The organism is Cyanobacteriota bacterium, from assembly GCA_027618255.1.
In the GTDB taxonomy this organism is placed as follows: domain Bacteria; phylum Cyanobacteriota; class Vampirovibrionia; order LMEP-6097; family LMEP-6097; genus JABHOV01.
Window position 1 is genome coordinate 1 of sequence record JAQCFG010000058.1, and the last position, 13,307, is coordinate 13,307.

At 37.1% G+C, this 13,307-nt stretch carries 11 protein-coding genes; 6 read left to right on the forward strand and 5 right to left on the reverse strand.

Features of this window, described 5'->3' with window-relative positions; translation table 11 throughout:
* Positions 1 to 302 precede the first annotated feature (302 nt).
* Positions 303 to 1,685: a hypothetical protein gene (locus tag O3C63_07950; GenBank protein MDA0772860.1), complete on the reverse strand. Its 1,383-nt coding sequence runs from the start codon at positions 1,683 to 1,685 to the stop codon at positions 303 to 305.
* A gap of 294 nt (positions 1,686 to 1,979) precedes the next feature.
* Between O3C63_07950 and recO the strand changes: the two genes are divergently transcribed.
* The 3 genes from recO to O3C63_07965 all read left to right on the forward strand — a co-directional run bounded on the left by recO (position 1,980) and on the right by O3C63_07965 (position 4,291).
* Positions 1,980 to 2,831 (forward strand): DNA repair protein RecO, encoded by an 852-nt coding sequence (recO, locus tag O3C63_07955; GenBank protein MDA0772861.1) that lies wholly within the window; start codon positions 1,980 to 1,982, stop codon positions 2,829 to 2,831.
* 75 nt (positions 2,832 to 2,906) lie between these two features.
* Complete coding sequence (locus O3C63_07960; GenBank protein MDA0772862.1) at positions 2,907 to 3,452, forward strand: hypothetical protein; 546 nt, start codon at positions 2,907 to 2,909, stop codon at positions 3,450 to 3,452.
* Positions 3,453 to 3,508: 56 nt separating this feature from the next.
* The gene (locus tag O3C63_07965) at positions 3,509 to 4,291 is read left to right on the forward strand and encodes an MlaD family protein (GenBank protein ID MDA0772863.1); all 783 of its coding nucleotides are present in this window, start codon (positions 3,509 to 3,511) and stop codon (positions 4,289 to 4,291) included.
* A gap of 109 nt (positions 4,292 to 4,400) precedes the next feature.
* Here O3C63_07965 and O3C63_07970 read toward each other — a convergent pair whose 3' ends face one another.
* On the reverse strand, positions 4,401 to 5,426 hold the full coding sequence (locus O3C63_07970; protein MDA0772864.1) for a hypothetical protein: 1,026 nt from the start codon (positions 5,424 to 5,426) through the stop codon (positions 4,401 to 4,403).
* Between the two features lie 104 nt (positions 5,427 to 5,530).
* Between O3C63_07970 and O3C63_07975 the strand changes: the two genes are divergently transcribed.
* From O3C63_07975 to O3C63_07985, 3 genes are all read left to right on the forward strand, one after another.
* The gene (locus O3C63_07975; protein MDA0772865.1) at positions 5,531 to 6,274 is read left to right on the forward strand and encodes a class I SAM-dependent methyltransferase; all 744 of its coding nucleotides are present in this window, start codon (positions 5,531 to 5,533) and stop codon (positions 6,272 to 6,274) included.
* Positions 6,275 to 6,490: 216 nt separating this feature from the next.
* Positions 6,491 to 7,723 carry an MBOAT family protein gene (locus tag O3C63_07980; GenBank protein MDA0772866.1) on the forward strand — a complete coding sequence of 411 codons (1,233 nt, stop codon included), beginning with the start codon at positions 6,491 to 6,493 and terminating at the stop codon, positions 7,721 to 7,723.
* Positions 7,723 to 8,628, forward strand: a complete 906-nt coding sequence (locus O3C63_07985) for a hypothetical protein (GenBank protein ID MDA0772867.1) — start codon at positions 7,723 to 7,725, stop codon at positions 8,626 to 8,628. Before O3C63_07980 ends, O3C63_07985 begins: the two co-directional genes overlap by 1 nt.
* On the opposite strand, the gene glmS is transcribed toward O3C63_07985, so the two are convergent.
* From glmS to O3C63_08000, 3 genes are read right to left on the reverse strand one after another with little or no spacing between them, the layout of a single operon-like run.
* A complete protein-coding gene (gene glmS, locus O3C63_07990; protein ID MDA0772868.1) occupies positions 8,615 to 10,525 on the reverse strand; it encodes a glutamine--fructose-6-phosphate transaminase (isomerizing) in 1,911 nt (636 codons plus the stop codon). The genes O3C63_07985 and glmS overlap by 14 nt on opposite strands.
* Positions 10,526 to 10,545: 20 nt before the next feature.
* The gene (locus O3C63_07995) at positions 10,546 to 11,895 is read right to left on the reverse strand and encodes a PKD domain-containing protein (protein MDA0772869.1); all 1,350 of its coding nucleotides are present in this window, start codon (positions 11,893 to 11,895) and stop codon (positions 10,546 to 10,548) included.
* Complete coding sequence (locus tag O3C63_08000) at positions 11,892 to 13,064, reverse strand: hypothetical protein (GenBank protein MDA0772870.1); 1,173 nt, start codon at positions 13,062 to 13,064, stop codon at positions 11,892 to 11,894. The genes O3C63_07995 and O3C63_08000 overlap by 4 nt, the downstream gene beginning before the upstream one ends.
* Positions 13,065 to 13,307 lie beyond the last annotated feature (243 nt).

The window sequence follows — 13,307 nt, forward strand, 5'->3', positions numbered from 1 at the left end:
ATTGTTGCACTACTGGAGTTTGTGTTGGCAGAACTGTTGGAGCAAAATTTCCACTTGCTGTAAAACTTGGTTCTTGATTTGGCTGAGCCGGAACTACTTGGCCACTGACATTATGATTAACTGCTGACATTATTATTTCTCCTAAATCCCCTGAACACGTAAAGTATTATAGCATATTAATTTGTGTTTTGTAAAAAAGACTAGACCCTAGCCATTATTACTAGGATCTAGCCACCAGGAGTGTGCTCCAAGGAGCCTGACATGACTTAGCTTCCAAGTGCCCTAAGTCAATCTCTTGCTAGTTAGGCAGTTTTAGGAGAGCCAAGTCCAGGACTTGTCGCCGCTTTCCCTGAGTTGCCCCAACTAGTAAGAACATCATTCACAATTGAACTAAACCTATTTGCCATAGCAGGGGCTGTTGATTTAAGATCCTGTGAAAAACCATTGACCGTTGTTTGAACGGCATTCATAACTGAATTGCTTGCTTGTTTTTGTGCATCATTAACAAATTCTTTGGCACGATTAGTTGCCGCCGTAGCTTGATCTGGATTGATCCAACCAGATTTGAGAATCGGGTTAATTCGCGCCCAGCTCTTGCTTAGACCAGCAATTAAATTAATTACCGTTGCACTTTCTTTACCAGTAGCCTTTTGAACACAATTGGCAATTCTTTTGTCGATAGCTCTTGTAACTAATTTGACTCTTGTTTGAGAGTTGCCACTATCCAAAAGTCTTGCTGCACATCTTTCTTCCCTTCTAGCTTTTGCCTGAACAGGATCTTTGGGTTCACGTTCTTGAGTAGTCCTTGCTGATCTGATTATGCTACTTGTGTGACTACCAAATATTATTTCAGCACTATTAAGAATTTGCTCAATGTCAGATCCAGTACGGTATAGCGGCTTAGCTTCTGCTTCTCCTGCAATTTCATCCATTAGAAGATCTTTCAAGCTTTCGTTTGGGTTCTTTTGATTTTTCTTGGCAAAAGCTTGCTCGACCAAGTCAGCATTAAAACCTCGATCAGTATTCTGTGCAAGTAATTCTCTGTAGTTTTGGTATGCATTCACAGCTCTTTCGATTTTGGCAAAAGATGGGGCTGACCTGAATGCTTGAATTGCATCCCAAATTAGACCGGGTGGGAAAATAAAGTAACTTAGTTTTCTTGCTTTGCTATTGAACTGATTCAAAGGATTCTTCAAAAGACGTTTCATTGCTTTAATATCATTTGTATTAATGTCTTTGAACGCGGCGCTTAACTCATCAACTAATTGTTGTTCTTTGACATGATCATAATGAAAATCACTTGCTTGTGTTCCATTTGGATTTTGTTCTTGCTGGTCTCTGTTTTGTTCTTGAGATCTTTCTCCTTTCTCAAGACTTGCAGCAGCAAGTTCAACATGGTCAGACTCGGCTGTTTTTGCTTTGTGGCCAACATCATCAACAGTCAAGTCCCCTGAATTCAGTGCGGCCGTTTTATCAAATTGCCAGTCCTTGATTTCATGATGCAGTCCAATTTTGTCGACTATTTGACTTAGATCATGCATGTGAGTCCTAGACTGCCGATCATTAGACTCACTGAATAAGCCCCCTTTATCTGTACTAACGGAACTAGTGCTCGGCACCGTTCCGACTTTTTTAGATGTGCTCCCCTGTGATTGGTTTACACCAATTGTTTCTATGTTTGTCATTACCCATTCCTCCCAGAATCGATTATTTGTACTTGGATTATCTGAAACCGGAAACGATACGCTAGTTTTGTTTTCGGTATGCAAATAGCACCATTGCTATTTGTTGTCTTATAGATCTCCTCCACTCCTGGTAATGAAACCTATGGACACATTAAAGCATAGTCATGACCTATAAAGCAAGCTTATTGCGAACTATTCTCAATAAAATTTCTTTAATCTTTCTTTAATATTCCCGTAATCTTATTCATTCCGGTTTGTAGACCCGTTGCTTTAACAGTGGTAGCCTAAAAATAATTGGATTATCAGGCACAAGCAATCATCCTCAAAACATATCGACTGGGAGAAGCCGATAAGATTTTGCATCTATATAGTAGGCAACATGGACCGTTAAGAGCCGTTGCAAAATCAGCGTATAAAATCAAAACCAAAATTGGTGCAAAAGCACAAGTACTCAACTGTCTTGATTTAGTTTTAGCGCAGGGGCAGAATTTGGATATTATAAAAGAAGCAAGTCGAGTAGATAATTTTGGCGGGATTAATTCAAACTACTCCGCTTTGAGTTTGTCTTACTTGATGGTGGATATCCTTGACCATATTGCGATCAATGATGATCAATATCAAGAACCCTTTGATTTATTGTTCAATCATTTAAAACAAATGAATCAAATCTCAATGGGGTCAGATGTTGATCAAGAAGAATTAATGGTAGCGGCAAGCGCTCGTTACCTTTGGCAATTAATTAAGATTCTTGGTTATAAACCTGAACTTGATCACTGTAGCCTAAGTCACAAAAAAAGATCTATTAATCAAATTCCACAATATTTCGATTTTGCAAATGGCTCTATAACTAGCTCTATGGCAAGGTCTCATAGCCTTGAACAGAACCCTTATCAAGATCAAATCCAGGAATTTAGACCAGGGGTTTTCAAAGTCTTGCACTATTTTAATTTGCTTGATACCTATACTCAGAATTTGAAAGCAGACACAATTTTGTATCAACTACGTTCAATGAATGATAGATCAAGATCATTGAATAATAGTCTTGCTTTTTTGCAAAAACACCTAAGCTTTATGATTCATAAAGAATTCAAATCTTGGAAATTAGTAGATGAATTATTGAATCCGAAATTAGCCGAAGCCGCCTAGACTATATAGCCTATATCTAAGCAACTACTATGAACTGTTGATTTGATAATTGATTAATTTGGGTTAGTAATTTCTATGAAGAAAGGACCTATTCTCTTTTTTGCAACATTGGTTTTAGTTGTTTTTGCTAGCCGTTTTGTTATTGCAAGTACGAATGATGAATCTTCGCAAAAACCTTTTCATCTCACATTATTTGATATGGGCAGAGAAATGCTTAACGTTGCACCTGAATACGACTTGAGTGGGACTTTTGATATAGCTAGCGAAAATATTGCTGTGCTGAGTTCAGGCAGAGAACATGTAGAAAGATACATTAATGGCTTCAAAGAAGAGATTACTGAAATAGAAGATGATATCTCTGGCATTGATGTTACAGCCTATGATATCGCCTCTAATGTTAGAGCTTATCAAGGAACTATGGATAATGTGATTGATCAAGCTGGTAAAGAAGCCAAGGTTGCTTCTTCTGATACTCTTAATAAATACCAAAGTGACAAAGTAGATGTTGCAGTGACCAAGTATGAAGACAATGTACCGATACAAAAAGATATTTTCACGCACTCCAAAGAACTCTATAAGGATAAGGATGATCCTAATAGTTTTGGTGTTTTGCCGATATGATACTTTGCCAAACATGCTTTGTCGTCTTTGCATAAACCCTTGCTATAATTAGCGGTATGAAACTCATATGGGCAATTCTTAAAAATATCCTCACTACTATTATTTTCTGGGGAATTATTGCTGCGATAGTTTTTTATGGCTGGAATTTATTTAAAAAGAAACGAGAAGGTCGAACTTTTACCGTTAGTTTTGATCACATTGAAGGACTCTCTAAAGGAGCTCCGATTTATACCCAAGGTGTCAAAATTGGTAAAGTTATTGATATATTTCCTTTAGGCAATACTACTGATTTAGCGGTCAAAGGTTTGATCACAAATAAGGATTATTCAGTACCGAGCTCTGCAGTTGGTGCCAGTATCGTAAGTGATATTGAAGGTGGTGGTGGTAAGATTCTAGAGATCCAATCTCGTCTTAGTAGTCTTGAGCCTGAGCATATTTTAATGGGTAAGAAGCGCGCTTTTAATAAAAATGGAATGACTCTAGCAAAGGCAGAAAGTCCGTTTACAACAAAGCACGCTATGAGATTAATGCGTGACTTTTTTCAGATGACTAAAGACTCGAGTATGACCATGCTGAAGGCTTTTAACTCAGAAAAGAGTGAGAGATATCGAGAAGAGGTTAGTAATAGAGTAAACAATACGATTACTAGTTTGGAATATGGGACTGTTAAAGCTGATGTCAGAAATCAAATTCATGAATTAAATAAAGAAATCAAAGACTTTGAAGCAGGTGTTGATAAAGAAGCTCAAATAGAAAAGGCGATCCAACACTCTGCCCAAGCATTGAGCAACACCATCAATTCTTTTGGTACCCTACAAAGTATTTATAAAAAACACTAGATTTACTCTATAATGTCCAATAACTTTGTTGTGCAATCCCCTCGTTGGTGTTAAGTTTTTAGTGCAGCTTAACCAACAAGGGAACGACCTATGGTCTGGCAATGACTGGTTAGTTTAAAAATTTCATTTTTGATTCGATCCCATCAATTGATGATTTGAGATGACCACCATAGCTGTGCTCTATCTGTGAGAGATTCTCATCATAGCTTAATCTCTGCGCCTCTTTGGCATAAGCAAAATAAGCAAAGTCACCAGCGTTGTAACCATGTGATCCTATTGCTGAAGAGCTAAAAATCTTGTTGCCATTTTTGCTATAAGTCTCTTGACTAATTAAAGAGCCATACTGAAAGTATCTAGTGAAGTTGAGTATCTCACCAGTGGCACTCTCTGCTTGAAACACTAAGATCTCATTGTCTTGGTTTAAAATAAATTTGTGTTTGATGTCTTTAATCTCAACAGTCAATTCTTTATCTGAGCTAATTACACTGTCATCATTTACTTTTGTGATTTTTGCACCAGCAGGCAGTTTGCCGCCATAAAAACTAAGTATCTTTGACTCTAGGTCATCGTTGAGTAAAGGTACAGCAGCGTCTGAGTCATAATCTACTTGTAATTGTTTGTGTTTATTCTTGTAGCTAAGTGTTGCTATGTTGCGATTTTTCTTTGCATCAAAATCAATATCAGTAATCTTGTAGACATCTTGTTCTTTTTTGGAAACACCATCGCTGAAAATATTATTCAAAACCATGTCTTGAATATTCTTGGCGTCAGGAATGGTCATGAATATTACTGAATCCAGTAAACCTCCACCAGCTCTTGCAACTACTTGAAAGACTACACTTGAACCATCCGGTGAAACATCAAAAATAGGATTGATGGTTTCGACAACCTCAGAATCAACTAATTCCACAACTGCTTGGTCGTAGTCGCCCGTTTCATATGCTTGAAGATCCATCAAACTAAGACTTTGATGTTTCTCTTTGCCAAGTTGGTATGAATCAATGCGAAAGGCATAATTGGGATTAGATTTGGCTTGAGTCCAAGAATCGGGGACCGTGATGGTTCCTTGGTTGATCGCTTGGGCCGCAATTGGTGCAACGTAGCATAATACTAATGCAAGAAAATAACGAAACATACAATAGGCTCTCCTGTGTTTGGGCTAGGTCAGATGACCTATGAATGATATGCACCGCTTTGGTTAAGAGAGCTTTAAGAAGCTTGATATAATAAACAAAGAAGATGAAAGAAGCAATTAAAACAATCATTTTACCGGTATTTCATATCATCCAAAAAATCCTTAGTGTTTTAAAAAACCATGTTTTACCTGTAGATTCAAAGAAAAGACCTACAGGTACTACTAGTTATAAAATATTTTGTGAAGAAGAAATTACAGCCGGATATGAGCATTTCAAGAAGTATTTTTATAAGGCGATTTTTTTAGAAAGAGAAAAAATTCGTGAATATGCAATCAAGCAAGCTCTCCGGAACGATATTGGACACGAATATCAGTATTTGGAATTTGGGGTTTATACTGGTACCTCTGTCAATAAATTTGCTCAATACCTTAAAGGTAGACCAATTTATGGTTTTGATAGTTTTAAGGGATTGAGAGAGGATTGGGTTGGTCATGAGCTATCCTTTGGTACTTTTGATTTGGATGGCAAGGTTCCTAAATTAAACAAGAATGTAGTTCCTATTAAGGGTTGGGTTCAAGATACTTTACCTGATTACTTAAAAGAGCATCAACCAAAGATCAATTTTGTTCATATGGATATGGATACTTATGAAAGTACCAAGTTCGTTTTGGAAAATATCAAACCATTTTTATTCCAAAATTCCATAATTATTTTTGATGAATTATACAACTTTGCTGGCTGGAGAGTGGGTGAATATAAGGCTTTGACAGAAGTCTTTGAAGAACATGAATATAGGTTTTTGGCTTTTGCCAAATCAAGTGCACAAGCTGTGATTCAAGTGATTTAACAAAGGAGACAATTGCTTTTTACTGAATTTGAGTTTTGGTTATTTTTTCCTATTGTGATGATTGCACTATGGATCAATAGAAGATTTATAGCTAGCATAAAAATACAAAACTATTTATTGTTGATATCAAGTTATATCTTCTATGGATACTGGGATTGGCGTTTTTTGATATTGATTATTTTTTGTACGCTTCAGACTTATTGCTTGGCTGGGGCTATGAGTGACAAAGAAGAGAGCAAGTTTAGAAACACAAGACTCTTGTGGATTAGTGTTTTGCTCAATCTGGCAATTCTTGGCTATTTTAAATACGCCAATTTCTTTTATGCTGAAGCGCTCAATCTCTTTAAGCAGCTTGGTTATACTGGCTCAACTTCGACATTGAATATCCTTTTGCCGGTAGGAATATCCTTCTATATATTTCAGTCGTTGACCTATGTTATTGATGTTTATCGTGGGCATTTGAAAAAAGAAACTTCATTAGTTAATTATGCTACTTATATAGCGTTCTTCCCTCAACTCGTTGCTGGTCCTATTGAAAGAGCTGCAAATCTATTGCCGCAATTTACTAGTTTGAGGCAGGTAACAGAGAAACAAATATATCAAGGAGTTCGTTTAATTATTTTTGGTTTGTTTCTCAAGGTTGTGGTGGCTGATAGCTTGGCACCTGTTGTTGATGATATTTTTGCTTGGTATGAGAATTTTAATGGAGGAGTGCATGCACTTGGAGCAATTTATTTTGCGGTACAGATTTATGGAGATTTTTGCGGTTACTCAATGATAGCGATTGGTGCAGCTAGTTGTATGGGTTTTCGTTTAATGACCAATTTTGATACACCTTATTTTTCTCATTCAATTCAGGAATTCTGGAGACGCTGGCATCTCTCTCTCAGTAGTTTTTTTAGAGACTATGTTTATATACCACTTGGAGGTTCAAGAGTATCAGAAGCTAAAATATTACGCAACTTGATATTGGCTGCTACGATAAGCGGTTTATGGCATGGAGCCAATTGGACTTTTATTGTTTGGGGCTTTTTACATGGAGTTTTGCTGGTGATCCAACGCAAATTTAATCAATACCTCCACATACCGGAACCCATAACCAAACAGGGTATTACCGGATTCTTGTTTAAAATAGCTTCTTGGGCTTTGACATTTAGTTTGGTTGCTCTTTTGTTAGCTGTGTTTCGTAGTGAGACAGTTACAGATGCTTATCTCTATATTAAAGAGATTTTCTGTAGTTTCAAGATGCCTGATCATTATGTTAGATCTTTGGTTTTCGTGATATTAATGTTTTTAGGTGACTGGATATTAGTCAATAATAATAGACTTGTGAGAAATATAACTTCAAGTGAAATATTTGACTATGCAATTTTTATCATTTTAATAATGTTAATTATAGATGCATTCATAATGAATGATTCAAGAGACTTCATCTATATGCACTTCTAATGAGATTCTTTTTTACTATTTTTATTTCAATTTTGCTAATAAGTCTTTTATTGGTATCCATATCATTACAAATCCCTTTGTCAAAAGTTGAAGAAGACAATAATCTCATTGGCATTATATTAATTCAAGACAAACTTCTAGAAGGTCTGGGACAAAAGCGAATTATTCTATTAGGCGGTTCGTCTCTTGGATTAGGAGTCTCCGCCAGGATGATTACCGCACGAACTGGTTTGCAGACCATAAATACAGGAAGACGCGGTGGTCTTGGTTATGGAAATATTTGGGATTTGTATAGTCCCTATTTTGATAAAACACAGGATCTCATTGTGATTTCACCTGAGGCTGAAATGATTACGAGTGGAGGTAGACCTTTGGGTTTTGCCATTTGCGAAATGAGTACATTAAAGTTGACTGATTGGAAAACAAATTTACTGTGTAGTGGACGACATGCTAAGCGTGTAATTAAAAAAATGATTGGTTTTCGAGAGACAAAATCGCACTATAGTAAAAGTGATTTTGATGAATTTGGAGATTACTCGGTTGAGCTGATTCCGAGATCACCGTTTGGACGTGTGACACGAAGATGTGATGAGATGCCTTCAAAGAAGCAGTTTGATGATTACTTAAGGTTCTTTGAAGATAAAAAACTACTTGGCTATAACATACTTTATATACCGAGTATCACTTTTAAAGATGCTTGTTTAAGTTCTCTGCCTCGGATTTTGGAAATAAATACAATTTTGACAGAAGCTTTTGGTTCAAAGCTTCCTGATGATTATCCCCTTCTTCTAGAAGAGAAGTATTTTATGGATACCTTACATCATCTTAACCCGGCAGGTCGTGAGATTAAGACAGAAGCATTTTTGCAATTGATAAAAGCAAGATTGGCTTTTACTCAACAGTAACTGATTTTGCTAAATTACGCGGCTGATCAACATCCTTGCCAAGTTCTTCGGCTATATAGTAAGCCATGAATTGAAGTGGAATAGTTGCAATAATTGGACTTAAAAACTGGTCGATGTTGGGGATTCGAATGACTTCATCGAAAAGACCAGTAACATCTTGATTGTCGTCACAAGCAATTACTAATGATGGTGATTTGCGAGCACGAGCTTCTTCTGCGTTGCTCAAGGCCTTTTCATAGATGTTGTGCTCAAACTTGGACGCGCCGTCAATTGCAATTGTAAGTACTGGTACGGACTGGTCAAGAATTGCAATTGGTCCGTGTTTCATTTCGCCACTAGGATAGCCGGTTGCATGAATATAACTTAGTTCTTTGAGTTTGAGCGCACCTTCAAGTGCAATTGGATAATTAATTCCGCGACTCAAAAACAAAAAATCTCTATAGCTTGAGTACTTGATGAATTGGTTTTTATATTCTTCTGCTCTTTCGATTACTTGATCGATGATTAGTGGTATTGATCTCAAGCTTTGTTTGATCTCGGTCAAATCTATTTCTGTTCTGTCTTCTGCAATTTTGATTGCCAGGAAATAAAGCGCAAGAACCTGCGAGACAAAGGCTTTGGTGGAAGCTACTGAGACCTCAATTCCGGCTGGTGTTACGTAGTTATTGGGGCTAGTCAGGTCGTAGATTGCCGAGTCTGATTTATTAGTGATAGCCATTATTTGGGCGCCAGCATTTTTGGCATTGTTGATGGCTGCAAGAGTGTCAGCAGTTTCACCTGATTGACTGATGCCAATTACTAGATCATTCGCGCCAACTATAACTTGTTTACTTGCGTATTCACTTGCAACTTCCACGTCAACAGGGACTCTTGCCCAAAGCTCGATGAGGTATTTGCCGATGAGTGCAGCGTGATAGGCTGAGCCGCAAGCAACAAAAACGATACGGTTGATTTGTTTGAAATCAATATCTAGTTGCTCAAAGCCAGTGATTGGCTTAGTTGCGTTAGCAAGGCATTGAGCTAGCATTAAGCTAGTTACAGCAGGTTGTTCATGGATTTCTTTTACCAAGAAGTGTTTATAAGGACCCTTCTCTTGAATAGAAGTGGTTTGTATAAGATGTTTTACTTCAATTTTGGCTTCATTGCCGTGAAGATCTTCAAGGGTTATTTTCGTCTCCGTAATTTCAGCGAGTTGTTGATCTTTGAGCTTGAGTACTTTGTTTGTGTATTGTAAAACAGTACTACTGTCACTAGCGACATAAAACTCTGCTTCACCTATTCCAATCACCAGTGGTGACTGGTTTTTGGCAACAAGTAATTTGTTTTGATCTTTGACCAAGATTACCACAGCGTAGCTACCTTCAAGCCGGTTCATTACTGCTCTTAGGGCATCTAAGTCAGTTTTACCTGCTCTCTGTTTTGCAAAAAGATGAGTTATGACTTCAGTGTCTGTTTCGGTTCTAAATTGAATTCCTTCAGCCTCTAGTTCTTGTTTGAGGCTTAGATAGTTCTTGATGATGCCATTGTGCACAAGTGCGATATTTGCTTCAGTATCTTGATGTGGATGAGCGTTGGTGTCGTTGGCAATGCCGTGAGTTGCCCAGCGAGTGTGCCCAATACCACAGCTACTTGTCTCTAAAGCGATATTGATTTTTTCAGCTAGATGAGAGTTGAAATTCGAACTTACCGAACCGGCAACTAGTGCTGGTACTTTAAGGGCTAAGATTTTTTCTTCAAGTCTGGCAATTTTGCCTGCTGATTTAACTAGTTCGATTTTGGAATTATGCAGCACGGCGATGCCAGATGAGTCGTAACCTCTGTATTCGAGGGAACGAAGACCATCTATTAAGAGATCTTGGGCATTTTTTTTACCAATATAAGCAACAATCCCGCACATAGGTGGATAATTATAGCAAATTAAGGCTGCGCCTCAATCCTGAGTTGATATTTCTGCTCTTTGTCTGCATTAAAAGACAAGCCAAAAACGTTTAAATTCAAGATGTAATTGCCATTAGAGTCTAGGCTTAGCTGCTTGGATAATTTAGAAATAGGGGCAATTTGAAATTTAAAATTTGAACTATTTTGACCAGCTATGTCAAGTTTGGTTTTATTCTTTTTCTTGGTAAATTTGATTAATCGTTGAGAATCTTCAGCCGCTTCAATGCCGAAGCTTAGGTTGTATGGAGAATTATTAGCAAGGTCAATTGCAACTTTGGTTGCCTTCTTCTGATCCAGCTGGACTATCTGGTTAGTACCAGTACCTGAGCTAACATTTGCTCCAGACGGAGTCGGATTGAAAACACTATCTATGTCAAAAGATTTTTCTAATATACTTATTTTACCATCAGTTGTTTGGATTTTTACTCTAACTATATTTGAACTTGGGTTTGCATACGTGCGTTCTTGGTAGTAGTAAATATTAGAAGAGTACTCATAGTCGCCATCACCATCCATGTCCCATTCATAATTACTGATTTCTGATCTGTTTACATTTGGATCATCTGTGTGTTGATTATAGACTACAAAATAGTATGGTAATAAATTAAAATATCCGGGAAAATCACTGTTGTTAATATTTGCATAGAATTCATCAAGGCTTGTTAAGTACCAATCCTTATTACAAGTAGGTCCTTCAATAAAGATACTTTTAGTTTTACTTGTTTGAGCTCCTAGGTCATCGATAGCCGTATGAGTAATAGTGTAGTTTCCACATTGACTATATTGATGGCTTGGGTTAGTGCCTAAACTGTTTGTCGCCCCATCGCCCCAGTCCCAAGATCGTGATTGGATTTGACCATCATTGTCAACAGCACTTGAACTGAAGTTGATTGACTCATTTTCAGCTGGCTCAGTTGGAGAATATGAGAATTCAACAAAGGGTGGATCATTTGGAACGTTGATGCCAAGAGTTCTAGTTGCTAATAAATTATTACTATCAATGATGTTCAGTTTAACTTGTACAGGTCCTGAGATTGAACTGAAATTGCCAATAGGATTGGCTTCTTGTGAGCCTAGACCGTCTCCAAAGTCCCAGTAATATTGTTTAACAAGAGAACTATCTACTGAAACTCCAAATTCAAAGAGCTTTGAATTTGGACTAATTTGGTTTGCTGTGATTTGAAAATCCAAATCGCTATTAGAGTCGATATTTGCATGTATGATCACGGTGCTAATTTGCTCATTGGTTTCTAGTGGAATGATTTTTAGGTCACTTGCTGAATCATAGAATATATTTTCGAGGAAAGAGTTTTTGTAAATAATGTTCACGAGCTTATTATTTCAGTATTGCGGTGATCAACCATATATGGATCTAACAGTAATGAAGACCTGGCATATGAATCATTGTTGAGGTATAGAATGGAACCAGGATGGTTTTTGAAAGTTGTGGCTCCTAGTTCTAGTCGTTTGGGTTCTCTATATTCCACATAAAGATAGTCACCTTTTTTTCGTTTGATTCTTAAGGTTTTTGGAGCTAGGTTGTCGTCATTGAGAGAGTTGATGCTGTATTCTTGATTGATGTTTTGATTGCTGTCAAGCTCAATGATCTCAGTTGAGTTTAACCAACCCAGATCGTATTTATTTATTGAATTGAATGATAGAAAGTTACCTGCTCCCATGGTGTTAAAGACACCACCATATTCTAGAGATTTACAATCATTAGAGAATATCTCTTCTCCACACAAGTTATAATTGTCATGGTGCAGTCCTAGGTTATGACCAAATTCATGTAGTATTAGGCCGCTTGAATTATATAAATTCAAGCTAATTGAAAGCATTTGAACAGAGTCGTCTGGTAATATCATGTGATATTTCCCAAGGCTACCTAACCCAGCAACAGCATTACCAGAGCATTCTTGATGACTAAAGAAAATCATTCTTTCCATATCTAAAGCCTGAGGAAGATTATGGTATAGGTAATCTAAAACCATTTGGGCTCTATTAGAGAAACTTACTCCGTCGCTACAAGCACCTGGCAAATTAAGGAAATAGGTCGAGCCTGTAATAGAGAGTTTTCCTCGAGAATATTCTTCAAGAAGGTTTTTTAGACTTGTTTCAGAGTTATAGACACTTGCTGTAATAGATTCGGTATTCATTTCAGGATCAAGCGGTCTTGGGAAGTTAGGGTCATTGATTATAAAACTATTGACTTTTTGTAGTCCTTGAGCTTCACTTTGCGTCGCATAGTTCAATCTAGTTTTTTGACTAGAGTTAAGAATTTTATATTCCTTGACTAATATTGTTTTTGTTCTTAATGAACCCTTGATCTCTACTAAATCTCTAATGGGTTTGAGAGAAGCTTTTTCATTGAATTTTAATAAGTAATTTTGCTTAGTCTTAATATCTATAAAGTTGTATTCATAGTTATCATTAGCTTCTTCACTGACCGTTATATTGATATAACCTTGCCATATTTGGTCTTGGGCACTTGAATGCATAGAGCTGGCTAGCAATATTTGCAAAATCAGCAGAGGAAACCATACCCTTTTGTGCATTCTTAATGCTTTAGCAATATTTCAAGGTTTTGTCAAATGGAAATAGTGGCGTTTATCTTGATTTGGGGTTTCGATCGTAACTATTCACCTAGGGCAGCTGCTCTCAGATTTTCAGCTTGAAGCTTATGACAAAACGAATTTCCCGAAAAATGGCTTCGGCAAGATTAAACACGAGACTTGGTTACA